The sequence below is a fragment of the Roseovarius sp. YIN77 genome, from assembly GCF_057219155.1.
In genome coordinates, this window is record NZ_JBXVVI010000004.1 from 62,061 (window position 1) to 87,437 (window position 25,377).

Sequence of the window (25,377 nt, forward strand, 5' to 3'; positions counted from 1 at the left end):
ATATGTGGATTTACCTTGATCACGTTTCCTGCCACTGTTCCCTCATGTTTCAGACCGTTGAATTGCCGCTGTGGCTCTTGATTCTGATAGTGTTGTTTGCGGCGGTCACGTTCGCCTCGCATTTCTTGTTCCCGTCGGTGCGTTGGTTTTTGCGCCGCCGGATGGAACGTGTGGTGGAAGAGCTGAACAAGCGGCTTCAGCGTCCGATTCAACCGTTCAAGCTGGCCACGCGCCACGATACGATCCAACGTCTGATTTATGATCCGGTTGTGATGGAGGCGGTCGCTAAACATGCGCGACACACCAAGATCCCCGAAAACGTCGCCTTTCAGGAGGCCCGCCGTTACGCGCGGGAAATCGTGCCATCCTTCAGTGCGACGGCCTATTTCGGGATCGCGATCCGGCTGGCCCGCTATGTGTCGCAAAGCTTTTTCCGGGTCCAGTTGAGTTATCAGGATCAAGAGGCGTTGCGGCAGATCGATCCGGATGCAACGGTGATCTATGTGATGAATCACCGTTCAAACCTTGACTATGTGCTGGTCACTTATCTGGCGGCGGATCAGTCCGCCCTGTCTTATGCGGTCGGGGAATGGGCGAATGTTTGGCCGTTGCGGGGGTTGATCCGTGCAATGGGTGGGTATTTTATTCGACGCAGTTCACGCAATCAGCTCTACCGCCGTATTTTGGCGCGCTATGTGCAGATCGCAACGGCCAATGGGGTTGCGCAGGCGGTCTTTCCTGAAGGAGGGCTGAGCCTGTCCGGCAAGGTTGAGGAACCCAAGCTGGGATTGCTGAGTTATGTTCTGAACGGGTTCGACCGGAAAAATGGGCGGGACGTGGTGTTTGTGCCTGTCGCATTGAACTATGACCGCGTGTTGGAAGATCGTGTCCTGCTCGAAGCGGCGACGCGCCAACAACGAAGATTTCGTTTTAGCGTGTTTTCAATGATCGGCTTTGTGTTGCGCCAGATACGGTTCAAGTTGACCGGCCGATTTCATCAGTTTGGCTATGCGGCGGTTCGATTTGGGGCGCCTGTATCATTACGGATGTTTCTGACCGAAAACGAACGCGGGCTCGAATCTGTGGGTGAGGAGCTGATGAGCAGAGTTCAGCAAAACCTTCCTGCATTGCCGGTGCCTTTGGTTGCCCATGTCCTGGACGCCTCTGGGTCTCCCGTTCATGCCGATACGTTAGAGCGTTCTGTCACCGAACTGGCGACCAGATTGGATGATCTGGGGGCGCCCGCCCACTATCCTGACAGTGATGCGGTGAAGGCGGCGCAGGTGGGATTGCGCATCCTCTCTTTGCGAGGAATGGTTGTTGAAACCGACGACGGATACGTGGTGAACCCAGAGGACGCAGAGGCGATCGCCTTTTACGCCGCCTCTGTTGCTCAGGTTTTGAATGCAACTGCGGCATAACGTATTCACCGCGACATATAATTACAAAAATGCACTAATTGTGGTTGCAATGTTGCTTCGTCAATACTATTCCACCAATTAACCGCTGCGTTGATTCTGCGACGCGGCATAACTGTCAGATAACGGAGATGACGATGGCATTGGACGAACGCACTGCGATTGCCAGCTATGATGCACCTGAAAAGGATCTCTATGAGATCGGGGAAATGCCCCCCATGGGCTATGTGCCGAAGAAAATGTATGCTTGGGCGATCCGTCGTGAACGTCAAGGCGAGCCCAAGCAGGCCATGCAGGTTGAGGTGGTCGACGTTCCAAAGCTGGACAGCCACGAGGTGCTTGTCCTAGTGATGGCTGCTGGCGTGAACTACAACGGCATCTGGGCCGGGCTCGGCGTGCCGGTCAGCATGTTCGACGTGCACAAGCAGGATTTCCACATCGCCGGGTCTGATGCGTCGGGCATCGTCTGGGCCGTAGGGGATAAGGTGACCCGTTGGAAGGTCGGCGATGAGGTTGTCATCCACTGCAATCAGGATGACGGCGATGACGAGCACTGCAACGGTGGTGATCCGATGTTCTCGCCATCGCAGCGGATTTGGGGCTATGAGACGCCCGATGGGTCATTTGCCCAGTTCACCAATGTGCAGGCCCAGCAGCTGATGCCGCGCCCCAAGCATCTGACCTGGGAGGAAAGTGCCTGCTATACACTGACCCTTGCAACCGCATACCGTATGCTGTTTGGCCATCATCCGCACGAACTGAAGCCGGGCCAGAACGTTCTGATCTGGGGCGCTTCCGGTGGCTTGGGGTCGTATGCGATCCAACTGGCCAACACCGTGGGCGCCAACGCGATCGGCGTGATTTCGGATGAAAGTAAGCGCCAGTTCGTGATGGACCAAGGGGCCAAGGGCGTCATCAACCGCAAAGATTTCAATTGCTGGGGTCAACTGCCTACCGTCAACAGCCCCGAATATAACGAGTGGCTGAAAGAGGCGCGCAAATTCGGCAAGGCGATCTGGAACATCACCGGCAAAGGTGTGAACGTTGACATGGTCTTTGAACACCCTGGCGAGGCAACCTTCCCTGTGTCGTCACTGGTTGTGAAAAAGGGCGGCATGGTCGTGATCTGTGCCGGCACCTCGGGTTTCAACTGTACCTTTGACGTGCGCTACATGTGGATGCATCAGAAGCGTCTACAGGGTTCACATTTTGCAAACCTCGCGCAGGCTGCCGCCGCCAACCGCCTTATGATCGAGCGTCGTCTCGATCCGTGCATGTCGGAAGTCTTCCCCTGGGCCGAAATTCCCGATGCGCATATGAAGATGTACAAAAACGAGCATAAGCCCGGCAATATGTCGGTGCTGGTGCAGGCTCCGAAAACCGGGCTCAGAACGTTGGAAGAGGTTTTGGACGCGGGACCGGCGAAGTAAGCCGGTCAGGCAGAGCAAAGAGAATTTGCCCGCGCCTTTGGCGCGGGTTTTTCTTTGAACGGGCAGGGGCTTTGCCCCTTTGCGGCGATGCCGCATTCACCCCAAGGTATTTTTGGCGAAAGGAAAGCGGCTTCATGGTGGCGCCCCGTTAAATCGCGAGCTAGGGTCTGCCCATGAGTGAGCAGGCCATAACATATTCAGAGGATCAGGCGGAGGCCCATGATCGGGTGTCAGAGCTGTTGCGATCGGCCGGGATAAATCTGGATGATGCCCTTCTGACCCCTGTAGCGAGCGGCAAATCGCAGGTTCTGGCCGTGGTGGGCAAGGCAGGTTCTGGCAAAACGTTGCTTTTGGCAGAACTCTACCGCGCGCTGGAGGAGGCGGGCGTCGATATTGTGTCGGGCGACTATGAGGGGCGAAGACGCAAAGACAGGCGGACTTTGGCAATCCTGGCGCCGACCAACAAGGCGGCGAGTGTCTTGCGCCTGCGGGGCGTGCCTGCGACCACCATTCACCGTATTTTGTACACCCCGGTCTATGACCCGGAATATGAAAAGATTGCCGAATGGTTGGCCGGAAATGGCGAACGGCCAGAGATTGAGGGGCTGACTGGCGCAGCGCTGGACCGGGCGTATGCGTTTTATCAGGTCAACAAATCTATCCCTGGGGCCTTGGCGGCGGCAGGTCTGCGTGGATCAGATTTTATCACCGGCTGGAAGCGGCGCGAAGATCCGCTGGATATCGGTTTTGTTGATGAAAGTTCCATGCTGGATGAAAAGCAGTTTGAGGATCTGCAGGAAATTTTTTCGACGCTGGTCCTGTTTGGCGATCCGGCGCAGTTGGCCCCGGTGGGGCAGTCTGGCAAGATGGTGTTTGATGGGCTGTCTGAGCGGCGCAAGGTCATGCTGAGCCGCATTCATCGGCAATCTGAAGACAATCCGATCCTTGATCTGGCCCATGCCCTAGCTGACCCAGCACTGGAATTTCCAGATTTTGAGCGCATGGTCGAAGAGGTCGCCCGACGCGACGACCGGGTGGTGATGGGGCAGCGGGTGGAAAGCGATCTGATGGCGCGTTCGCCGGTTCTGGTTTGGCGCAATGCCACGCGTGTGAAGCTCATACAGGCGTTTCGCAAGGCCTTTGACGCGCCAGATACCGAATTGCTGCCGGGCGAGCCGCTGATTTGTGATGGTATTGAATTACCGGTGAAACATCGCAAGAAACGCCTGGATCTGGAGGCGCGCGGCCTGATCAAGGGCGCACAGGTGATCTATCTGGGGCCGGGGCGCAAACCGGGTTTTTCACGACTGCATGTGATCGGCGCGGAAGATCCGCAGGTCAGCGCGGCCTCGATTGTGAAGATTGAGTTTCCCGATGAAGAAGAACCCTTTATCCCCTTTGCGGCCCGAATGGGAGCGGCGTTTCTGCACGGGGCGGCGGTGACAATCCACAAGGCGCAGGGCAGCCAGTGGGATACGGTGCAGGTTTTTGCCCCGGATCTATGGGTGGCCGCCCGTATGGGGCGCAGCGAGGCTGGGCAGCCGCTGTGGAAGCGTCTGGCCTATGTGGCGATCACGCGGGCGCAGCATCGGTTGATCTGGGTGGTGCGCAACCGGTTGGCCCGACCCGCAGGGGGGTTGCGCGTTGACGATCTGAAAACCCCGTCAGCCCCCTTTGAATTGGAGGTTCAGGAATGAAATCCATCATTGTATCAGGCGCGAGTTCGGGCATCGGAAAGGCCACTGCCCTGCTGTTTTTGTCAGCCGGGTGGCGGGTTGGTCTGATCGCGCGCCGAGAAGAGATGTTGAGGGAGATAGAGGCAGAGTATTCCAACGCTGTCGCCCTGTCTGCGGATGTGACGGATGCTGCGGCAATGAAAGAACGCTTTGCTGAATTTGTAGCCGACGTGGGCAGATTGGATGTTCTGTTCAACAATGCCGGGCAGTTTGGCCCGTCTGGACCGATTGATGAGATCGAATTGGATGCATTCGACCACGTTCTTGCAACCAACATTCGCGGCATGTTCATTGCGGCGCAACTGGCCTTTGCCCAGATGAGAGCACAGTCGCCACAGGGCGGGCGGATCATCAACAATGGATCGCTATCGGCACACAACCCGCGTCCGGGGTCGGTTTGTTATACAACGTCAAAACATGCGATTACCGGAATGACGCGTAGCTTGTCCCTGGATGGTCGACCTTATGATATTGCCTGTGGGCAAATTGACATCGGCAATGCGCAGACAGAATTGGTTGATGATCTGAACGCCCGCATTCTGGCGGATAATCCGGCCGCTGAGTTGATGCCGATGATGCGTGTCGAGGATGCCGCACGATCAGTGTTACACATGGCTGAAATGCCACCAGAGGCGAATGTTCAGTTCATGACTGTGATGGCCACCAAGATGCCTTACATTGGGCGGGGGTAGCAGCCTATTGTGGTCATTTGTGTTGGCTGAAACACGCCAAAGGAACCTAACAGAGAGTACAAAGCGAGCCGATGGAACGATATATTGAGCTTGATCCCGATAAAGTGATTGCGCAAGGCACAGGGCGCCAAGTCTTTATGCATCCGGATCGTCCAGATGCACTAATCAAAGTCTTCAAGCCCCGTAGGAGTAAAAGCAAATTTGTTTGGCTGCGGCCTATCAAACGTCGGTTTTCTTTCCTGAAGACCGCCTATAAAGAATACGAGGAATACATTGCCGCCCTGTCTCGATTGAACCATCTGCCAATCTATTTGCCAGCTTTCTGGGGTTTTGTTGATACAAATCTTGGGATAGGTATGATCGTCGAAAAAATCACGGGCGCAAATGGTGAGATTGCCGCAACCCAGCACAACTATATATTGAGATATGGCTTAAGCGATGAGTTGATTGCAGAAACGCATGCATTGATTGACGAGTTAGAACTTGCTCGTATCGTCGCATATGATCTTACGCCTCGAAACATTGTCGTGGGCGAAAACGCCGTCGGAAAACGCCAATTGGTCTTGGTGGACGGGATTTCGGAAAATACTCTGTTCAGAGCCAAAACCCATGTTCCATTTATTTATCACAGATGGATCGCAAAAAAGCGCACAGAGCTGATCGTTGAAATGCATCGCATTGACGATCTGCGCAAATCCGTCAGGACTTGATGAACCGGAACACCGCAGAGGCCATCCACCCAGCGGCGATGGCGATGAACAGTGACAACAGGCCGTAGATCAGGGGTTGTTCTTGGGCCAGGTTGAAAATCCAACGCTCCAAACCCTCTTTCTGAACGTAGAGAAGGGTTTTGTATTCGCTGATCACTTGCATATCTCGTGTCAGGAAGATGCGCGCGATATAGATGCCCTCGGTCAGATTGGATGGCAAAGAGACGGAGGTGTTGAACAGGGTTTCCTCACCGATCTCGACAGTGCCTTCGTGGAGCGAATACAGGCCATTGTTTTGTCGAATGCGAATTAAGGCATTGGTAAATTCATAGGCTTTGCGTGTTGCCGCAGATTCATCAACAGTGCGAACGGCGTTTTGGATCGAGATCCCGTGCTCAAGATCTTCGGTTACGTCCAATATATGTGGCACCGGATTGGAACTTGCCACGGCGTAGTAGCTGGGAACTTGCACGACATCGAAGGAATCCGTGTTCACCCAAATACCAAACTCACGTGATTTTTGGCGGATGGTGACATCTTCGGGGGGGCCGGAAATTGCGATGATAACTTCCAGTGGGCCGGTATCCGGCGCGGGCGCCTCGCGTTTCACGGCGCCAAAGATTAGAATTTCAGAACCATCAAAATTGGCAGTAATGGCCACGCGATTGGTGCTCATATTGGCGATGACCTGTTCCTCCACCTGCTGGGCGGAGGCAGGTAGGATCAGGACCATCAAAACAATGAGCAGGCGCAGGAACATCAGTGACCTCCGCCTGTATCAATGGAGTAGAGCTCTGTCGGTTGGATCAGCAAATCAAGCGCCAGTTTGAAACAGACCAAAAGAACCATCATGGCCAACAGGATGCGCAACTGTTCTGCTTTCAAATAGGTGCCGATCCGGGTGCCAATCTGGGCACCGATGACGCCGCCGATCAACAATAAAACAGCCAATGCCATATCCACCGTGTGGTTGGTTGTGGCATGGAGCAATGTGGTGAAGGCTGTGACAAAGATGATCTGGAAGAGTGAAGTTCCGACAACCACTTTGGTTGGCATCCCTAGCAGATAGATCATCGCGGGTACCATGACGAAACCGCCGCCAACGCCCATGATCGCGGCCAGAATACCCACGAAAACCCCGACAAGAAGTGGCGGGAAAACAGAGATATAAAGCCCTGATGTGCGGAACTTGACCTTAAAGGGTAAGTTGTGCACCCAGTTGTGTTTCTTGCGTTTTGGGGCCACGCCTGGTTTGCCGCTGCGCCGGATGGCGCGTAGGCTTTCGATGAACATCAAGCCGCCAATAATGCCCAAAAACAGCACATAACAAAGTTTGACCAGCAGATCGACCTGTCCCATGCTTTTGAGCGTGTTAAAGATCTGCACCCCGAGCGCAGAGCCCGCCAGCCCGCCGATCAATAGCACCGTGCCCATTCGGAAATCGACGGTCTTTCGCTTCAGATGGGCCAGTACGCCAGAGAATGAAGAGGCGACGATTTGATTGGCCTCCGTCGCGACCGCAACAGCCGGAGGGATGCCGATGAAAAACAACAGTGGGGTCATAAGAAAACCACCACCGACCCCGAACATACCGGACAAAATACCGACCATCCCGCCCAGACCAAGGAGCAGGAAAGCGTTGACGGAGACTTCGGCGATGGGCAGGTAGATTTGCATGGCCCTTCCTAGCGCCGGTGCTGTGGAAAATGCAACCGGTGCAAGGACCATTTCCCTGTTTGCTAGGAAAAAAATATCAACTGGACTGACAGGTGAGCTGATCTGGCGCTATCGTTCTTTCACGTAGGGCTCGCCCCCGGCACGCGGTGGGATGGCTTTGCCAACAAAACCGGCAAGAATCACCACGGTCAGGATGTAAGGCAGGGCCTGCATCAGCTGAACAGGCAGAACAATCCCGGCCAGTTCGATGCTCTGATATCTGTTGCCAATCGCCTCCAGCAAGCCAAAGAGCAGACAAGCCCCAAGCGCGTGCCACGGCCGCCATTTGGCGAAGATCAGGGCGGCCAATGCGATAAAGCCACGCCCGGCGGTCATGTCCTTAACGAACCCCGCGGCCAGACCCGTTGCCAAATAAGCACCAGCTAGACCGCACAACAATCCGCAGATCAGAACGCCAGAATAACGCAAGCGGGTGACGGAAATCCCAGCAGTATCCACGGCACCCGGATTTTCACCAACAGCCCGCAGGCGTAGACCAAAGCGGGTCCGAAACAGCACATACCAGCTGAGCGGGACAGCAATGATCGCCACATAGACCAGCAGGGTATGGCCCGAGATCAGTTCGGAATAGATCGGGCCTGCAACGGGCACGTTTTCCAGAACACCGGCAAGGGGCCAATCCCATGGTTCAAACCGTCCGTCACCGGTTAAGGATGGCGTGCGCCCGCCCAGGCCAAACCAGCTTTGACCGACAATTACAGTCAGACCCGCCGCGAGGAAATTTATGGCCACACCAGAGATCAACTGATCGCCCCTAAAGGTGATCGAGGCGACACCGTGCAGCAGGGCCAACAACAAAGACACAAAAATCCCGGCAAACATGCCCAGCCATGCCGATCCGGTGGCGGCCGCGACGGCAGCGGAGAGGAAGGCAGCGGCCAGCATCTTGCCCTCTAACCCGATATCGAAAATGCCGGAGCGTTCTGAAAACAGGCCAGCAAGACAGGCCAGCAACAACGGGGTCGCGAGCCGGACAGAGGAGTCCAAAATCTGAATGATCGTTTGAAAATCCATCATGCGCCTCCTTTCCCGGATCGCAGAAACAGCGCCTCGATCGGGGCGCGGACCATATTGTCCAGCGCTCCGGTAAAGAGGATCACCAGCGCCTGAATGACCACGACCAGTTCACGTGGGATGTTTTCCCACAACGACAGTTCAGCACCGCCCTGATAGAGGAACCCAAAAAGAAGTGCTGCCAATATGATCCCCACCGGGTGCGAACGCCCCATCAGGGCAACAGCGATGCCGATAAATCCGGCACCTTCGACCGCGTTCATGATCAACCGCTCGCTTTCGCCCATGACATTGTTGATGGCCATGAGCCCGGCCAGACCGCCGGACAAGAGCATGGAGACCATGATGATTTTCACGGGGGAGATGCCGGCATAGCGGGCGGCATTTTCGCTTTGCCCATAGGATCGGATGGCAAAGCCCAGACGCGTGTGCCAGATCAGCACCCAAAACAGGAAACAACACAAAAGTGCGATCAGAAAGCTGACATTGGCCGGGGCGTGTTTGCTGAACTCAATCCCGAAGGGGGCCAGCATTTCATGGAACGTGGGCAGGTGGGTGCCTTCGGGAAACTTTGCGGTTTCCGCCGCCATATTGCCGGGCTCTTTCAGGGAGTTGACCAGAAGGTAACCCAGTAGTGCGGCCGAGATGAAGTTGAACATGATCGTGGTGATCACGATGTGGCTGCCCCGTTTGGCTTGCAGATAGGCGGGGATCGCCGCCCATGCCGCACCGAACACCGCACCGCCAATGATGGCAAAGGGCAGGGCAACCAACCAATGCGGCCAGTTGATCGACAGACAGACCAGGGCCACACCCAACCCCCCCAATGTGGCCTGTCCTTCGCCCCCGATATTAAACATGCGGGCGTGAAAGGCGATAGCCACGGCCAGACCGGTAAAGATAAAGTTGGTGGTGTAGTAGAGCGTGTAGCCCCAGCCGTTGGAGCTGCCAAAGGCACCATCGATCATGGTCTTGATCGCGACAATCGGGTCCTTGCCGATGGCGAGGATCACCAGACCGGAAATCAGGAAGGCCAGCGTTAGGTTGATTAATGGGATCAGGACCAGATCGGCCCAGCGAGGTATCTTTTGCATCAGGCGGCTTCCTCGTTCATCCCGGCCATCAAAAGACCCAGTTCCTTTTCATTGGTCTGATCAGGCAAGCGTTCGCCCATGATCTGACCATCAAACATCACCGCGATCCGGTCCGAGAGTGACATGATCTCGTCGAGTTCGACGGACACCAGTAGGATCGCCTTGCCCTGATCGCGCAGGGCGACGATCTGCTGGTGAATGAATTCAATCGCGCCAATGTCGACGCCGCGTGTGGGTTGACCGATCAACAGTAGATCAGGGTCTCGCTCTATCTCTCGTGCCAGCACGATTTTCTGCTGGTTGCCACCGGAAAAGTTCATCGCCTTCAGGCGTGGATTGGGGGGGCGCACGTCATAGCGTTCCATCTGCTCTTCGGTGTCTGCGCGAATGGCGGCATTGTCCATCAGAACGGAATTCTTGTTGAATTTCGGGTCGTTATGGTAGCCGAAGGCCATATTTTCCCAGGCGGCAAATTGCAGGATCAGACCCTCGGCATGCCGATCTTCTGGCACATGAGCAATGCCGTTTTCGCGGCGGGACTGGCCATCGGAATGCACACCTGTCAAGTCAATTGACTGACCTTTGAGCTCAACAGAGCCGGAGGCCACCTGATAACCGCCCAAAACCTTCAACAACTCGGACTGACCATTTCCAGCCACCCCGGCAATACCAAGGATTTCGCCAGCGCGAATATTCAGGTTGATCCCGCGCAGGCGTTCCACGCCGTCGCTGTCGATAACTTTCAGATTTTCGATGTTCAGAACCGGGTCACCGGGCTGGGCCGGTTTTTTGTCAACCCGCAGCAATACCTTGCGACCAACCATACGTTCCGCCAGATCCTCTGGTGAGGTGTCTGCAGTTTTGATCGTGCCCTTCATCTCTCCCCGACGCATGACGCTGACGGTGTCGGTGACATCCATGATCTCGCGCAGTTTGTGGGTGATCAGGATGATGGTTTTTCCCTCGGCCTTCAGATTGCGCAGGATGCGGAACAGGTGATCGGCCTCTGACGGGGTTAAAACGCCGGTGGGTTCGTCCAAAATCAAAATCTCGGCTTGACGATACAACGCCTTTAGGATTTCGACCCGCTGCTGATGGCCTACCGACAGGTTTTCCACCAGAGCATCAGGGTCGACGTTCAATTCGTATTCACGTGCAAGATCGGTCAGCTGTTGGCGGGCTTTGGCCAGCGACGGGCGCAGCCATGGGCCATCCTCTGCGCCCAACACGACATTTTCCAGGACCGAGAAGTTTTGCACCAGCTTGAAATGCTGGTGGACCATGCCAATGCCGGCACGAATGGCGGCCTGGCTGTCGGGAATGTCGGTTTTCTGGCCCTTGATGAATACCTCGCCCGCGTCGGCCTTGTAGAACCCATAAAGGATCGACATCAGGGTTGATTTCCCCGCTCCGTTTTCCCCGACAATACCGTGGATGGTGCCGGGGGAGACAGAGATGGAAATATCCTTGTTCGCCTGCACCGGGCCAAAGGCCTTGGAAATGCCGCGAAGTTCTATGGCGGGACTTGTATTCATTCTGCGCCTTTACCAACAAAGCCGATCATGCGGGTGATTTTGCCCGCTGCATCCAGATCACCAAAATACTGTCCGATCATCGACATCTCCGCCCCCATGTCAAAGCGTACTGAACAGCGGAAATGGCCATTATGGGTATCGACCGGGTCCAGAACGGTGACGGTGGCCCCGGGGGCATTCGCGGCAAATCCCGCGACGAATTTCAGAAACCCGTCAACGGATGTGACCGGCTCGGGTGTGTGGGGGTCAGCATAGTGAAATGTTGCACCCAAGGCCGGAACAATCGCTTTTTCCCGGCCTTTGGCAGTTGCTTCACCCCAACCCGCAAAAAATTCAGAAATCGCGGTTGTATCCGTCATCTGAACGCTCCTGCAGGTTGGATGTTTCTTACATTACCGGGCAGCTGCTGTCGGTGGTGTAGTCATGGACCGAGACAGACCCGTCAATAATTGCAGATTTTGCGGCATCAACGGCGGCTTTGATTTCTGCAGTGAAGATTTCGGCGTTGCTTTCATCAAGTGCGTAGCCGACGCCCTCTTTTTCCAGATCCAAAACGACGACGCCCGCCTCTAGATCATCACCAGCGCTGAAGGCGTTATAAACAGCCACATCCACGCGTTTCAGCATTGATGTTAGGACAGAGCCGGGATGTAGGTGGTTTTGGTTGCTGTCCACACCGATGGACAGAACACCCTCATCCGTTGCGGTTTGTAGAACGCCAATACCGGTTCCGCCCGCGGCGGCATAAATAACATCCGCACCTTGGCTGATTTGCGCGCGGGTCAGTTCGCCACCCTTCACCGGATCATTCCAAGCGGCGGGTGTGGTTCCGGTCATGTTTTGAATAACCGTCGCGTCAGGATTGACCGATTTCACGCCCTGAACATAGCCACAGGCGAATTTTGAAATCAGCGGAATGTCCATGCCACCGACAAATCCAACAGTGCCGGAATTCGAGGCCATCGCCGCAGCGACGCCGACCAGATAGGACCCCTCGTGTTCAGTAAATGCGACTTGACGCACATTGGGCAGATCACCCAGCCAGTCCACATCGATGATGGCGAACTTGCTGTCGGGGAATTCGGGAGCAACGGTTTCTAACGCCGAGGCGTATCCAAATCCGGTTACGACAATCGGGCTAAATCCGCGTTCTGCAAAGCGGCGCAGGGCCTGTTCACGCTGGGCCTCTGACTGAATTTCAACCTCGCCGTAAGAACCGCCGGTTTCCTGTGCCCAGCGTTCGGCACCTGTGTAGGCAGCCTCATTAAAGGATTTGTCAAACTTGCCCCCCAGATCAAAGATCAGAGCGGGGTCGGCAACCGAAACGGTTGCAGTCAGCGCCAGCGTTGCTGCCGCGCCAAGAAGGGTACGCATCAGAGTCATGTCTCTCTCCCGGTTATGTCATCAGCCCGCGACTGTATCGTTGCGTGGCCGGTTGGTCAGGCTGATCGCCTTGGATCATCCGAGGATTAGGCCGTAGCAGACCGGGGGCGTCAATAGCTTTTTGACCAAATGGTCGTAAAGTTACGCAAGGGATTTGGACATAACCAACGCGTCGATACGGTGCTGATCAGGTGTTTTGTAGTACCCGATCCGCCGGCCCGATTGCACATATCCATGTCGCGAGTACAGGGTATTTGCGGCGATATTGTCGGCGGCGACTTCCAGAAACGAGGTTTCGGCGCCTCTGGAACGGGCCAGAGTTTCGTATTCTGTCAGCAATTGTGCCCCTAATCCCTGTCCGCGGCGGTCCGGATCTACAGCAATGGTCAAAAGCTCCGCCTCGTCAACGATGACCCGGCCGAGGACGAAGCCGTCAGACGATCCCAGGACAAAGACATGACAATCATCCAAAAGCGACGCAAACTCCGTTTCTGACCACGGGCGTGGGCTGGTGAAGCATCGCGCGTGCAGGGTCGACAGATCAGATGCCAAAAGCATGGGATCAATCCAGAATCACTGGGGCCGGATCGCGGGGCGGCGCGGCATCAGCGGCCCGAACATAAAGTGGGGCAGGCCGGGGGGCGTTATTATGCCTGTGGGCATAAGCGACCCTGGCAATGCCAACAGGCAACGTGTTTTTGGGCTCTGCAACATGGCCGCCGCAGGTCTGTGCGATTTCGACAGCCAAATGACCGATCACCGTTGGTTCGGCCCGTGCCGGTAGTGGGGGCATCGACTGAAGATCGCATTGCATGGGGGAGGAAACTTCACCACCGCCCAAGATATGCAGATAAAAACTGTCGCGCGGTGCGGGGAGCGTAACAACCACAACACCATCGGTGCCAGACCTCAGGGCCTCAAAACTACTGACCCCAATGGCCGGGATCCCCAAGGACAGTGCCAAGCCGCGCGCAGCGGCGACGGAGATGCGAATTCCGGTGAAATTACCGGGGCCGATGCCAACACCGATGGCGGTGAGATCGGGCCAGTTGACGTTGCTCTCTGCCAACAGGGTCTCAAGCATGGGCATCAGATGTTCGGCCTGCCCCTTCTTCATCGGGACTATGCGCTCAGCGACGACATTGTTGCCACAAAGCAAAGCGGCTGCGCAATGCGCAGCCGATGTGTCAAATCCCAGAATTAGCGGGTCATGCGGCAACGGGGCGAACCTCTACAACCTCTGGAATGTAGTGCCGCAACAGGTTCTCGATCCCCATTTTCAAGGTCAGCGTTGAGGATGGGCAACCTGCGCAGGCGCCCTGCATGTGCAGATAAACGACACCGCGATCAAATCCGTGGAAGGTGATATCCCCGCCGTCCTGCGCCACGGCCGGGCGCACGCGTGTATCCAGAAGTTCTTTGATCTGGTTCACGATGTCCGCATCCGGCCCACTATGTTCGGCATGTCCCCCGGTATCAGACCCATCGGTGACTGCAGGTTGGCCGGATTGGAAATGTTCCATGATCGCGCCCAGAATGGCAGGCTTGATATGATCCCAGTCAATCTGTTCAGACTTGGTCACCGTAATGAAGTCACCGCCCAGAAACACACCTGTCACACCCTCATGCGCAAAAATACGCTGAGCAAGCGGGGATTGGCCCGCTGTATCGGGTGTCGGGAAATCCGCTGTTCCGGCGCTCAGCACTGTTTGGCCAGGCAGGAATTTCAGTGTTGCGGGGTTTGGTGTGGATTCGGTTTGGATGAACATCTTTGGCCTCCGGTTCTGGAATATTGATATGCGCCCGAGGACACAGGCTGTCAAGGTTTAGAATAGTTCTAAGATTGTCCCAAACATGCCGAAATTTTGGGTGTAAATTGTCCAACGTGCGGTTTGTTACAGTCTTCTTACATTTCTTCACACGAAATTTCATGGTTTGTGTCATACTTAGGACCAATATTGATCTTATGATTGCTTGTGTAACCGATATTCCAAAGGTCAGCCCATGCGCCTGTTAAAACGCATAGGCCAGTGGTTGCGGTTGTCTCCGGGGGCCAGCCAGTCGGCGCCGACGGTGGAGAGAGGACAAGTCGATCATGTGGTCATTCTGGACGGCACCATGTCATCATTGATGGATGGGTGCGAAACCAATGCCGGTTTGACCTATAAGTTGCTTTCTGAAAACCCAAGTTCGGCCCGGCAATCCATCCGGTACGAGGCTGGGGTTCAGTGGCGCCAGTGGCGTCATACGATGGATGTTATTCAGGGGGCAGGGATTAACCGTCAAATCCGGCGCGCCTATGGGTTTTTAGCATCGCGATATCGCCCGGGCGATCGGATTTTCCTGTTTGGTTACTCTCGTGGGGCCTATGCGATCCGGTCTCTGGCCGGGGTGATCGATACCATTGGATTGTTGAGGCCGGATCAGGCGACAGAACGCAATATCCGGACTGCATATCGACATTATGAGTCCGGCCATGACAGCGATATCGCCCGTGAATTTTCAGAACTCTATTGTCACGATCAGGTTGAAATTGAAATGATCGGGGTGTGGGATACGGTCAAGGCGCTGGGTTTGCGGGCGCCGCTCCTCTGGATGCTCTATGAGGGGCGCCACGCCTTCCACAACACGCATTTGGGGGCGACCACCCGAAACGGGTTTCATGCCCTTGCCATGGACGAGACCCGGGAAGCATACAGCCCGGTCTTGTGGGAATGCGGCCCGGATTGTCAAAGCTATGTCGAACAGATGTGGTTTCGCGGGGCTCATGCCGATGTGGGGGGACAAGTCGGAGAGTTCAGCGCCGCCCGCCCGCTATCAAATATTCCGCTGGTCTGGATTTTGGAAAAAGCAGAGGGATTGGGGCTGGCTTTGCCTGAAGGGTGGCGAGACAAGTTCCCAACCGATCCCGACGCCCCTGCATTTGGGATGAACCGGGGTTGGGGCAAGCTGTTTTTGGCCCGCCGCAAACGTCTGATTGGTGCGGATGCGTCTGAACGGATTCACGAAAGCGCTTCGGAATGCCATCCAAAGGCAAAAGTCATGCGGGATGATTTGTTTGAATGGCAGGACAGGCCGCGTCTGCGTGGATCGAAGCCGGTCCAGCCATAAAGACGTGATTGGTGATTAGGCAACTTTCTTCAGCACCGCTTTGGGCTCAATACCCAAGGCACGGCAGACATCACGGGTCAGTTCGGGGCGGTTCAGCGTATAGAAATGCAGATCCTCAACACCACCTTCGATCAGCGTGGTGCACTGTTCCGTGCAGAAGGCCAGCGCGAGCAGCTCCTCGCGGTCATCCCGAATGGCTTTTTCAAATGTCCGCGCGACATCTTGGGGGATGGTCGTGCCGCAACGACGTGCAAATTTCTGCACACCTGACCAGCTTTGCACTGGGAGAATTCCAGGAATGATCGGCACATTGATACTAGCCTTGTCGCAGGCGTCGCGGAACCGGAAGTAGGTTTCAGCCTCGAAAAAGAACTGCGTGATCGCAGAGCTGGCACCGGCATCGACCTTGCGCTTCAACCAGTCGATGTTTTGTTGCGAACTCACGGCATCTGGGTGAGATTCGGGATACGCACCGACGCGGATGTTGAACTTACCGGTTTGCGCCAAAGCCTCGATCAGTTCGCAACTGTCGGCAAACCCGTCTGGGTGGGCCTTGAACTGACCATCTTGATTTGGGCAATCACCGCGCAACGCCACCAAATCGCGAACCCCGGCCCGGGCGTATTGATTTGCGATTTCCAGTGTTTCCTCGCGGGTTGCCTCGACACATGTCAGATGCGCCGCCACGTTCAGCCCGTAATTTGACCCGATCGTATCCACCGCCTCGTGTGTCAATTCACGGGTCGTGCCACCCGCGCCATAGGTGACGGAGACAAATTCCGGGTTCAAAGGCGACAGCACATTTACTGTTTCCCATAACCGGAACGAAGCCTCCAACGATTGGGGCGGGAAGAATTCAAATGATATGCGAGGCGGGTTCATAGCGGGCGTCCTTGTGTCAGTGCTTGATCCTCCTCTCACACGAATGTATTAATGAATCAAATTCATAATATTCATCTTTAATATGAGGATTGTTTGAATTGCATATCGAGTTCAGACATCTGCGCGCGATTAAGGCGATCCATGATGCTGGCGGGCTGGCAAAGGCTGCTGACATCCTGAACATTACCCAATCTGCATTGAGCCATCAGATCAAGGGGTTGGAAGACCAGGCCGGCGTGGAACTGTTCGCCCGGCGATCAAAACCTCTGCGTCTGTCGGCCGCGGGGCAGCGGCTGTTGCGATTGGCCGAGCGTATCCTGCCAGAACTGGAAGCGCTGGAGGAAGAGTTCAAAAATCTGCAAACGGGTAAAACCGGTAGGCTGCACATCGCCATTGAATGCCATGCCTGTTTCGAATGGCTGTTTCCGGTGCTGGAAGAGTTCCGCAAAGCCTGGCCTGATGTTGATGTGGATATCCGCCCCGGACTGGCCTTTGACGCGTTGCCTGCCCTGCGGCGAGAGGAGGTTGATGTTGTCATTTCGTCAGATCCAGAACAACTGCCTGAGGTGACGTTTTCACCGCTTTTTGACTATGAACCGGTTTTTGTCGCATCATCCCAGCATCCGTTGGCGCAAAAGAAATATGTCGAGGCCGCAGATTTCCGGGATGAACTGTTGATCACCTATCCTGTAGAACGGGCGCGCCTTGATGTGTTCACTCAGCTTCTGACCCCAGCCAAAGTCGAACCACGCGCCGTCCGTCAGGTAGAGTTGACGGCTGTCATCCTATTGTTGGTCGCGTCCAACCGTGGTGTTGCGGTGTTGCCCGATTGGGTGGTGCGTGAAGTGCGATATAGCTCTGACTATGTCACGCGTCCGGTCACAAAGGGTGGATTGACCCGCAGGCTATATGCCGCCACGCGAGAGGAGGATGCCCAGAAATCCTTTGTCGCGCATCTGATCAGGCTGGCCCGCACTATCCCGGTGAAAATGCAGCGGGGAAGGGATTAGTCTTTGGATCGGACGGCGGCCAGATAAGCCGCCCGCAAAGACAACGTGAACCGACCGGGTGCGCCATTTCCGATTACTTGATCGTCTATCATCGTTACAGGTTGCACATAGCTGGAGGCGCCCGTCAGATATGCCTCATCCGCATTTAATGCGTCCTGCAACGTTATCCGTTCAAGTTTAATCGCATAGCCCAATTCGGCTGCGACGCGCAGCATTGTTTGGCGGGTGATCCCGTGCAAAATGTCGTTGCTGACGGGGCGGGCAAAGATGGTTTGATTTTTCACGATGAAAAAGCTGGTGGCGCCACCTTCGGTCACAAATCCCGCATCATCAATCATCAACGCCTCATAATCGCCGGTTGCGGCGGCAGCAGTTTTGGCGATGACTTGACCCAAAAGGTTTGAGGTTTTGATGTCGCGCCGTTTCCAGCGCAAATCAGGATGGGACCGCATCGACATACCTTTGGGCGTGGCATCGGCATCGGGAATGGCATTGTGCTGAACAAAGGCAAAGATGTTTGGTTTGGCGTCAGCGGAATAAACATAGTCTCGATCTGCTTCGCCACGGGTGATGTGAAGATATAAGAAACCTTCTTTCAAATTGTTTTGGGCGATAAGCTGATTGAAGACGGATCGATACTCAGTGTCGGAACACGGAATTGGGAAGTTTAGTTTTTCGAGAGAAGATCCCAGGCGGCCTAGATGCATATCCAGATCAATCACGTGTCCATCCAGAACGCCCAGCCCCTCGTACACTGCATCCGAAAAGAGCAGGCCACGATCAAAGATTGATATTTTCGCATCACGACCTAAGATAAATTCACCATTCAAATAGACGATTTGATCCAGATGGTTCACCAAATTGTTCCTCCAATAATCGTGGCTTCTGCCGATAATCTTTGGGTGCCGATAAATTTCTGCTGATCGCCATCTTCATATTCAAACGTGCCGTCTTCAATCCGCAAAACGGAAGCATCACCTGTTGTGCCGGGTGCCAAGCTGCCAAGGCTTTCGCGGGCCAAGGCAAATGCCGCGTTTTCGGTAGAGGCGCGAATGACGTCGTTGATCGGCATGCCGAGGCAGAGGAACTTGGAGAGCGTTGTCAATTGATCAAATGCCGGACCGTCGATGCATAAAGAGTGTACATCGGATGAAATTGTATCAGGTGGAAACCCGTTTTCCAGCATCTGACGCGCGACCTTAACCGAAAACGATGCCATTCCATGACCGATATCAAAGATGACGCCGCGGTTGCGGGCCTCTAGCACGGCGGGGCGGACTTTGCCATTGCTGGTCAGGGGGGTGTTGGGAAACGGGCGGAAGCAATGTGTCAGAATGTCCCCCTTGCGCAGTCGCATTACGACCTCGTCATAGCTGGGAGGCGGATCATCTATGTGAACCATCAGGGGCAGGCCGACCTCTTCGGCGACCTGTAGGGCATATTCGAACGGGGCCATGCCATGAATGCCAGAGGTCCACCTGCCCAAGCGAACCTTGATCCCTACAATGACATCACGATTTGCGTTCACGACCTCGATCGCGGTCAAAGGGTCCATAAGGCGCATTTCTTCGCTTTCTCCGACCATGATGCGTTTGGAAAAAGCGAATATTCCGGCATGAGAAATATGCAGGAATGCCAATATTCGGGCCTGCGACACGTTCATGACATGATGGCGAAACCCCGCGAAATTCCCCGGACCGACTGATCCGGTGTCAACCAAAGTGGTCACAGCCGATGATCTGGCGTAGCGGTCGGCCTCTACGCCGATGGACGTTCCGCCCCAATAGACATGGGTGTGCAGGTCGATCAAACCGGGGGTGACAATACAGCCAGAAACATCCCGAATGCGATTGGCGGTGGCGGTGATTTGGGGGGCGAGGAGGGCAATCTTCCCATCAGCGAATGCAACATCATATAACGCGTCTATGCCTTGGGCCGGGTCAATCACGCGGCCACCGCGCAAGATCAGGTCAAAATGTTCCATCGTGCCCCCAACGGTTCGTTTCACGACTGAAAACCAGATTCAGCGGCTGAGCAAGAATATTGTGATTTTGTGAGTTGTCCCGCCATGCACATAGCGGCTTTGCCCTTGGCAAAGCCAGCGGTCAGGCGTATATGCGCGCTCTGGATACAGGAGCCGGACATGCAGGGCAGTGCAAATCTTAACATCATGATCAAAGCCGCGCGTAAGGCGGGGCGTTCGTTGCTCAAGGATTTCCGCGAAGTGGAAAACCTGCAGGTGTCTATGAAGGGTGCCGGTGACTTTGTCAGCAGGGCTGATCTTGCGGCAGAGAAGATTATCCGTGATGATTTGATGGAGGCCCGCCCCACCTATGGCTGGCTGGCCGAAGAAAGCGGAGAAGAGCTGGGCAAAGACCCGACACGTCGCTGGATTGTCGACCCGCTGGACGGGACCACCAACTTTTTGCACGGCCTGCCGCATTTTGCCGTCTCCATCGCATTGGAACACAAGGGCCAGATCGTGTCTGCTGTGGTCTATGATCCTGCCAAGGATGAACTGTTCTTCGCCGAAAAGGGCGCTGGCGCCTGGATGAACGAAAGCCGCTTGCGCGTCTCTGGTCGCAACCGGATGATCGAGTCAATCTTTGCCACGGGTATTCCTTTTGCCGGAAAGAAAACATTGCCCGCAACGTTGCAGGACCTGGGGCGGATCATGCCACTATGCGCCGGCGTTCGGCGTTTTGGATCTGCGGCGTTGGATTTGGCCTATGTGGCGGCTGGCCGCTATGACGGGTACTGGGAACGCGAGCTGAATGCCTGGGATATTGCGGCAGGCCTGCTGCTGGTGGCAGAGGCAGGCGGACTGGTCGGATCGATCCGTGAGGGGCAAACCCCGATGGAAAACGGCAATGTGGTTGCCGCCAATGAACCGATTTTCGATCAGTTTGCCAAGGTTGTGCGCGCGCGCTGATCAGTTGCGATCAGAGGGGTGGTTTACCCCGTCATCCCAGGGAACATCTTTGATCTCGGCTGGATTGACGCCCTCTAACGCGCCAGCGTTTATCCCATATTCATTTGGGTTCGATCGGCGCTGGTGGTGCGTGTAGTTCCCGCAAACCGAGCAAAAATAGTGTTTGGCGGTCTTGGTTCCCCATTGATACAGGGATAATTTGTCGGCCCCGCGCACGATTTTCACTCCGTTCAACGGTGCGGTGACAGCGATCGCGCCTCGTCTACGGCAAAAGGAACAATCACAGCGCCGGGCGGTGTTGAGCCCGTCGGCGAGGGTGACATCAAGCTCCACCGCGCCGCAGTGACAGGTTAGTTTCATTTACGTCTCCGAACTGTTGGAATGGACGTGCGCACCATGCGATAGCGCGCCTCGGGATAGGGTGGGCGACCGTCTGTTTTGTCCCAAAAGGCCCGACCGCCGCGTCGTTTCCATCCGGGATACATCAAAACCAAACCGACGATGAACCCGCCTGCATGGGCCAGATAGGCCACGCCGGGCCCACCTGCATCTGCCAATACGCCATTGAAAAGCTGCGCAGCAAACCAAAATCCCAGCATCAGCCATGCCGGCAACGGGATGATTTTGTAGAAGATGATGAAAAAGAAAAAGATGTCGATCCGGGCCTTTGGAAATAGCAGCAGATAGCCGCCCATTACACCAGCGATTGCGCCGGAGGCGCCAACCACAGGCACAAAAGACATTGGCGCGGCCAGATATTGGGTGAAGCCTGCAACGATGCCCGCGGCAAGGTAGAAGCCCAAGAACCCCAGATGGCCGAGCTCATCTTCCATATTGTCGCCAAAAATCCACAAAAACAGCATGTTGCCTGCGAGGTGCAGCCAGCCGCCATGCAAGAATAATGAAGTTACCAATCCATGCAGATGTTCACCGTGAGAGATAAAGGCCGGAATTAACGCCCAGTCCCGGAAATAGAGGGTGATCGCGCGCTCGCTCTGAAACAAATGAACATAGCTGATAAAGATGACGATATTCAGCACCATCAACGCCCAGGTGACATAAGGGCGGGTGGAAGATGGGTTGTGGTCGCGAATTGGGATCATGCGCCGAGGCTCGCCCAATCCGCGACCTTGGTCAACCGCTTAACCGTCACTGACCTCGGCCAGCAGCGCGGCGTTGCCGCCCGCTGCGGTCGTGTCGACACAGACATGGCGTTCCTGCATCAGGTGACCCGTATCCGGCACACCACCAATGACAGGCAGGATAGCGCCGTCGCGCTGGGCCAGTGCCTGCGCGTAAGACCGCGCGTCAGATTCAGAGCCCCAGAACACGACACCGGAATGACCTGCTAAGGTCTTCAGGTCATCTGCGGACAGGCCGTCAGCGGCAACGCCCAGACCGCCCGCAGATTGGATGGCCTGAAGCTGTGCATTCACCGCCTCTGTCCCTGGTCCAGCACACAAAAGCGGCGCGCGCGGGATCAGGGTCAAGGTGTTGGATTCCCCAGTCGGCCCAGGCATCACCAGCGTGCGGCTTGAATTGACCGACGGCTGCGATGCGTTGAGTTCGGCCTGAACAGATTGTGCATTGGCGGCACTTCTATTTGCGGCATCACTTGGTGTGGTCCGGTTCAGCGTGAAACGCGGCAGATAGTTCGGACCGCCCGCCTTTGGTCCGGTACCGGACAGCCCTTCGCCGCCAAAGGGTTGGCTGCCGACAATCGCGCCGATCTGGTTACGGTTCACATATATGTTGCCTGCATGCAGGCGCTCGACCACATGCTGCACCCGGTCGTCAATCCGCGTGTGCAGACCGAAAGTCAGGCCATAACCTGTGGCGTTGATCTTGGCGATCACGTCGTCGATTTCGTCCGATTTGAACGTGGCGATATGCAGAACAGGGCCAAAAACCTCCCGCTCCATCTGGGCGATGCTGTCCACTTTGATCGCGACTGGGGCGACGAAATGCCCGGTTTCAGGACAGGTAAGTTCTTTCAATACCCGGCCTTCGGCGCGGGCGGCGTCGACATAGGCGCTGATCTGTCCATGCGCCAAATCATCAATCACGGGCCCAACATCGGTTGCAAAGCTCCACGGATCGCCGATCTCCAACTCATCCATCGCGCCAAACAGCATCTCTTGCAGATGGTCTGCGATATCCTCTTGCACGTAGAGACAGCGCAGGGCCGAACAGCGTTGCCCGGCAGATTGGAAGGCTGATTCCACGATCGCTTGAACCGCTTGTTCGGGCAGGGCGGTGGAATCCACAATCATCGCATTCAACCCGCCGGTTTCTGCGATCAGTGGCGCCGAAGGAGACATGTGTTCAGCCATCGCACGTCGAATGCGCAGCGCAGTGGCCGTGGACCCGGTGAAGGCCACGCCGGATATCCGCGCGTCTGATGTCAAAGCAGCCCCTACGGTTACGCCATCGCCGGGCAGAAGCTGCAGAGCGTCGCGGGGGACGCCGGCCTCGTGCATCAGGCTTACTGCGGCATGGGCAATCAGTGCGGTTTGACCGGCTGGTTTTGCAAGAACAGCGTTGCCAGCCGCAAGAGCGGCCGAGATTTGCCCGCTGAAAATCGCCAATGGGAAGTTCCAGGGCGAAATGCAGGTAAAGACGCCTGCCGCCGGATTGGTTTGGGTTTCCGCCTCTGACGCGTAATAGCGCAGAAAATCGACGGCCTCGCGCAGTTCACCCACGCAATCGAGCTGGATTTTCCCGGCTTCGCGGCTGAGAAGTGCAAACAGTTTGCCAAAGTTGGCTTCATAAAGATCAGCCGCTTTGCGTAACACATCTGCACGCGTTTTCGCATCGGTTTGCCATGGTCTGGCAGCCGAAAGAGCAGCTTCGATCTGTTCCGCGCTGGCTTCTTCGACTGTTCCTACATGGTCGTCAGGATTGGTAGGGCTGAACACCGGAATAGTTTTGCCCTGCTTCGCTTCCACAGCGATCAGAGGAGCGGCGGCAAAGCTTTGACCCTTGAACACACCACGCGCCTCTTCGATTTCTGCAATCGCTGGGACATCCTGAATGTCCCACCCGCGGGAGTTTACACGAGCGCTACCAAAAAGGGCCGGGCCGGTTTTTAATGCCGGGCTCAACGGGGTGTCGATATATGACTCGACCTCGGCAATCGGATCAGAGGCGACCTCTTCCGGGGTGACGCTTTCGTCGACAATCTGGTTCACGAAAGAGCTGTTCGCCCCGTTTTCCAACAAGCGACGCACAAGATAGGCCAAGAGGTCGCGATGCTCCCCGACCGGGGCATAGATGCGGCAGCGGGTCTGGTTTTCTGACAGGACAATGTCATGCAGACGTTCGCCCATGCCATGCAGGCGCTGAAATTCAAAGGCTTCTTTGTCACCCGCCATATCCAGAATGGCGGCAACGGTGTGTGCGTTATGGGTGGCGAACTGGGGATAAATGCGATCGGTCATGCCCAACAGCTTGCGGGCATTGGCCAGATAGCTGACATCGGTTGACGCCTTGCGCGTAAAGACCGGGAAGCCATCGATGCCCTTTTCCTGCGCGCGTTTGACTTCGGTGTCCCAATAGGCGCCTTTGACCAGCCGCACCATGAAGCGTTGATCCAGCTTTTCCGCCAACGCATAAAGCCAATCGATGGCGGTGCCTGCGCGTTGCCCAAATGCCTGCACAACCACACCAAAACCATCCCAGCCCTTCAGGGCGCCATCGGCCAAAACAGCCTCGATCACATTCAGAGACAGCGACAGGCGATCCGCCTCTTCGGCGTCGATGTTAAAACCCATGCCTGCAGATTTCGCCAGCAGCGCCAAGGACCGCACTCGCGGCACCAGTTCGGCCATCACCCGGTCGCGTTGTGCGATTTCATAGCGCGGATGCAGGGCAGACAGCTTGACCGAGATGCCCGGGTTTTGCCGGGTGTCTTTTGACGTGCAGGCCTCGGAAATTGCTGAAATCGCGCGGGAATATGAAAGGTGATAGCGTTTGGCGTCGGCCTCTGTGCGTGCGGCCTCCCCAAGCATGTCATAGGAATAGGTGTAACCTTTGGCTTCCATCCCCTTGGCGCGTTTCATCGCGGATTGGATGTTTTCGCCCAGAACAAACTGGCGCCCCATCTCTTTCATCGCGCGGCCAACAGCGGTGCGGATCACCGGTTCCCCCAGCCGTTTGATGGCCCCCCGCAGGGTGCCGACAATGCCGGGTTCCTGTTCGTCCAGAACCTTGCCGGTCAGCATCAGCGCCCAGGTGGAGGCGTTGACCAGTGAAGAGGTCGAATGGCCCAAATGTTTGCCCCAATCAGAGGGCGCGATCTTGTCTTCGATCAGTGCATCGATCGTGTCTTCGTCTGGAACGCGCAGCAATGCCTCTGCCAAACACATTAGCGCGACGCCTTCGTCGGTGGACAGACCGTATTCGGCCAGGAATACCTCCATCAAACCGGGATTGGAGGAACTGCGAATCTGGCGCACCAGATCAGCGGCGCTGGCAGATATGCGGGTCCGATCCTCGGGTGACAGACCGGATTGCTGTAGCAATTCGGTCAGCACCGCACCTTCGTCGGCGTATGTGTTTAGGTCGAGCTTGTCGTGCAGGTCACGCAGTTGGTCGGCAGTCATCTTGCGTCCTCATGGGGAAGTTTTGGGGGGCCTTTCGACCAGAATAACATTTGTGAGAAGGGAAAAATCTCTTATTGTAATTAAAATGC

Annotated in this window: 24 protein-coding genes; 8 read left to right on the forward strand and 16 right to left on the reverse strand. The window is 55.8% G+C overall.

What is annotated here, in order from left to right:
* The first annotated feature begins 2 nt into the window (after window positions 1-2).
* The 5 genes from AC2D8P_RS06420 (at window position 3) to AC2D8P_RS06440 (ending at window position 5,986) form a co-directional block, all read left to right on the forward strand.
* Entirely contained in the window at window positions 3-1,421 is a 1,419-nt protein-coding gene (locus tag AC2D8P_RS06420) for a 1-acyl-sn-glycerol-3-phosphate acyltransferase (RefSeq protein WP_484701445.1), read from the forward strand.
* A 134-nt stretch (window positions 1,422-1,555) separates the two neighbouring features.
* Complete coding sequence (ccrA, locus tag AC2D8P_RS06425; RefSeq protein ID WP_484701446.1) at window positions 1,556-2,848, forward strand: crotonyl-CoA carboxylase/reductase; 1,293 nt, start codon at window positions 1,556-1,558, stop codon at window positions 2,846-2,848.
* A 173-nt stretch (window positions 2,849-3,021) separates the two neighbouring features.
* Window positions 3,022-4,545: an ATP-dependent DNA helicase gene (locus tag AC2D8P_RS06430; protein ID WP_484701447.1), complete on the forward strand. Its 1,524-nt coding sequence runs from the start codon at window positions 3,022-3,024 to the stop codon at window positions 4,543-4,545.
* The gene (locus tag AC2D8P_RS06435; protein WP_484701448.1) at window positions 4,542-5,276 is read left to right on the forward strand and encodes an SDR family oxidoreductase; all 735 of its coding nucleotides are present in this window, start codon (window positions 4,542-4,544) and stop codon (window positions 5,274-5,276) included. The genes AC2D8P_RS06430 and AC2D8P_RS06435 overlap by 4 nt, the downstream gene beginning before the upstream one ends.
* A gap of 71 nt (window positions 5,277-5,347) precedes the next feature.
* Window positions 5,348-5,986 carry a YrbL family protein gene (locus tag AC2D8P_RS06440; RefSeq protein ID WP_484701449.1) on the forward strand — a complete coding sequence of 213 codons (639 nt, stop codon included), beginning with the start codon at window positions 5,348-5,350 and terminating at the stop codon, window positions 5,984-5,986.
* Here AC2D8P_RS06440 and AC2D8P_RS06445 read toward each other — a convergent pair.
* The 10 genes from AC2D8P_RS06445 to AC2D8P_RS06490 all read right to left on the reverse strand — a co-directional run bounded on the left by AC2D8P_RS06445 (window position 5,976) and on the right by AC2D8P_RS06490 (window position 14,518).
* Entirely contained in the window at window positions 5,976-6,746 is a 771-nt protein-coding gene (locus AC2D8P_RS06445) for a TIGR02186 family protein (RefSeq protein WP_484701450.1), read from the reverse strand. The two genes, AC2D8P_RS06440 and AC2D8P_RS06445, sit on opposite strands and share 11 nt — an antisense overlap.
* On the reverse strand, window positions 6,746-7,663 hold the full coding sequence (locus tag AC2D8P_RS06450; RefSeq protein ID WP_484701451.1) for a sulfite exporter TauE/SafE family protein: 918 nt from the start codon (window positions 7,661-7,663) through the stop codon (window positions 6,746-6,748). Before AC2D8P_RS06450 ends, AC2D8P_RS06445 begins: the two co-directional genes overlap by 1 nt.
* A 108-nt stretch (window positions 7,664-7,771) precedes the next feature.
* Window positions 7,772-8,737: an ABC transporter permease gene (locus tag AC2D8P_RS06455; protein WP_484701452.1), complete on the reverse strand. Its 966-nt coding sequence runs from the start codon at window positions 8,735-8,737 to the stop codon at window positions 7,772-7,774.
* On the reverse strand, window positions 8,737-9,831 hold the full coding sequence (locus tag AC2D8P_RS06460) for an ABC transporter permease (RefSeq protein WP_484701453.1): 1,095 nt from the start codon (window positions 9,829-9,831) through the stop codon (window positions 8,737-8,739). The genes AC2D8P_RS06455 and AC2D8P_RS06460 overlap by 1 nt, the downstream gene beginning before the upstream one ends.
* Complete coding sequence (locus tag AC2D8P_RS06465; RefSeq protein WP_484701454.1) at window positions 9,831-11,366, reverse strand: ABC transporter ATP-binding protein; 1,536 nt, start codon at window positions 11,364-11,366, stop codon at window positions 9,831-9,833. Before AC2D8P_RS06465 ends, AC2D8P_RS06460 begins: the two co-directional genes overlap by 1 nt.
* A complete protein-coding gene (locus AC2D8P_RS06470; protein ID WP_484701455.1) occupies window positions 11,363-11,725 on the reverse strand; it encodes a nuclear transport factor 2 family protein in 363 nt (120 codons plus the stop codon). The genes AC2D8P_RS06465 and AC2D8P_RS06470 overlap by 4 nt, the downstream gene beginning before the upstream one ends.
* A gap of 28 nt (window positions 11,726-11,753) precedes the next feature.
* Complete coding sequence (locus tag AC2D8P_RS06475; protein ID WP_484701456.1) at window positions 11,754-12,749, reverse strand: BMP family lipoprotein; 996 nt, start codon at window positions 12,747-12,749, stop codon at window positions 11,754-11,756.
* 141 nt (window positions 12,750-12,890) lie between these two features.
* Window positions 12,891-13,307, reverse strand: coding sequence for a ribosomal protein S18-alanine N-acetyltransferase (gene rimI, locus AC2D8P_RS06480; protein ID WP_484701457.1), 417 nt, complete (start codon window positions 13,305-13,307; stop codon window positions 12,891-12,893).
* Window positions 13,308-13,311: 4 nt separating this feature from the next.
* The gene (tsaB, locus tag AC2D8P_RS06485) at window positions 13,312-13,968 is read right to left on the reverse strand and encodes a tRNA (adenosine(37)-N6)-threonylcarbamoyltransferase complex dimerization subunit type 1 TsaB (protein WP_484701458.1); all 657 of its coding nucleotides are present in this window, start codon (window positions 13,966-13,968) and stop codon (window positions 13,312-13,314) included.
* Window positions 13,958-14,518 carry a NifU family protein gene (locus AC2D8P_RS06490; RefSeq protein WP_484701459.1) on the reverse strand — a complete coding sequence of 187 codons (561 nt, stop codon included), beginning with the start codon at window positions 14,516-14,518 and terminating at the stop codon, window positions 13,958-13,960. The genes tsaB and AC2D8P_RS06490 overlap by 11 nt, the downstream gene beginning before the upstream one ends.
* Window positions 14,519-14,753: 235 nt before the next feature.
* On the opposite strand from AC2D8P_RS06490, the gene AC2D8P_RS06495 reads away from it, so the two are divergent.
* Window positions 14,754-15,860 (forward strand): DUF2235 domain-containing protein, encoded by a 1,107-nt coding sequence (locus tag AC2D8P_RS06495; protein WP_484701460.1) that lies wholly within the window; start codon window positions 14,754-14,756, stop codon window positions 15,858-15,860.
* 15 nt (window positions 15,861-15,875) lie between these two features.
* Here AC2D8P_RS06495 and metF read toward each other — a convergent pair whose 3' ends face one another.
* On the reverse strand, window positions 15,876-16,742 hold the full coding sequence (gene metF, locus AC2D8P_RS06500) for a methylenetetrahydrofolate reductase [NAD(P)H] (protein ID WP_484701461.1): 867 nt from the start codon (window positions 16,740-16,742) through the stop codon (window positions 15,876-15,878).
* Window positions 16,743-16,840: 98 nt separating this feature from the next.
* Between metF and AC2D8P_RS06505 the strand changes: the two genes are divergently transcribed.
* Window positions 16,841-17,752, forward strand: a complete 912-nt coding sequence (locus AC2D8P_RS06505; RefSeq protein ID WP_484701462.1) for a LysR family transcriptional regulator — start codon at window positions 16,841-16,843, stop codon at window positions 17,750-17,752.
* Here the strand turns inward: AC2D8P_RS06505 and AC2D8P_RS06510 are convergent.
* Together AC2D8P_RS06510 and AC2D8P_RS06515 are read right to left on the reverse strand one after the other, a co-directional pair.
* Complete coding sequence (locus tag AC2D8P_RS06510) at window positions 17,749-18,609, reverse strand: D-amino acid aminotransferase (protein WP_484701463.1); 861 nt, start codon at window positions 18,607-18,609, stop codon at window positions 17,749-17,751. The two genes, AC2D8P_RS06505 and AC2D8P_RS06510, sit on opposite strands and share 4 nt — an antisense overlap.
* A complete protein-coding gene (locus tag AC2D8P_RS06515) occupies window positions 18,606-19,760 on the reverse strand; it encodes an amidohydrolase/deacetylase family metallohydrolase (RefSeq protein WP_484701464.1) in 1,155 nt (384 codons plus the stop codon). The genes AC2D8P_RS06510 and AC2D8P_RS06515 overlap by 4 nt, the downstream gene beginning before the upstream one ends.
* A gap of 135 nt (window positions 19,761-19,895) precedes the next feature.
* Between AC2D8P_RS06515 and AC2D8P_RS06520 the strand changes: the two genes are divergently transcribed.
* A complete protein-coding gene (locus AC2D8P_RS06520; RefSeq protein WP_484701465.1) occupies window positions 19,896-20,684 on the forward strand; it encodes an inositol monophosphatase family protein in 789 nt (262 codons plus the stop codon).
* Here AC2D8P_RS06520 and AC2D8P_RS06525 read toward each other — a convergent pair whose 3' ends face one another.
* The 3 genes from AC2D8P_RS06525 to putA are packed head-to-tail and all read right to left on the reverse strand — an operon-like array spanning window position 20,685 to window position 25,288.
* Window positions 20,685-21,044: a GFA family protein gene (locus AC2D8P_RS06525; RefSeq protein ID WP_484701466.1), complete on the reverse strand. Its 360-nt coding sequence runs from the start codon at window positions 21,042-21,044 to the stop codon at window positions 20,685-20,687.
* Window positions 21,041-21,787, reverse strand: a complete 747-nt coding sequence (locus AC2D8P_RS06530) for a rhomboid family intramembrane serine protease (protein ID WP_484701467.1) — start codon at window positions 21,785-21,787, stop codon at window positions 21,041-21,043. Before AC2D8P_RS06530 ends, AC2D8P_RS06525 begins: the two co-directional genes overlap by 4 nt.
* Before the next feature lie 39 nt (window positions 21,788-21,826).
* Window positions 21,827-25,288: a bifunctional proline dehydrogenase/L-glutamate gamma-semialdehyde dehydrogenase PutA gene (gene putA / locus AC2D8P_RS06535; protein WP_484701468.1), complete on the reverse strand. Its 3,462-nt coding sequence runs from the start codon at window positions 25,286-25,288 to the stop codon at window positions 21,827-21,829.
* Window positions 25,289-25,377 lie beyond the last annotated feature (89 nt).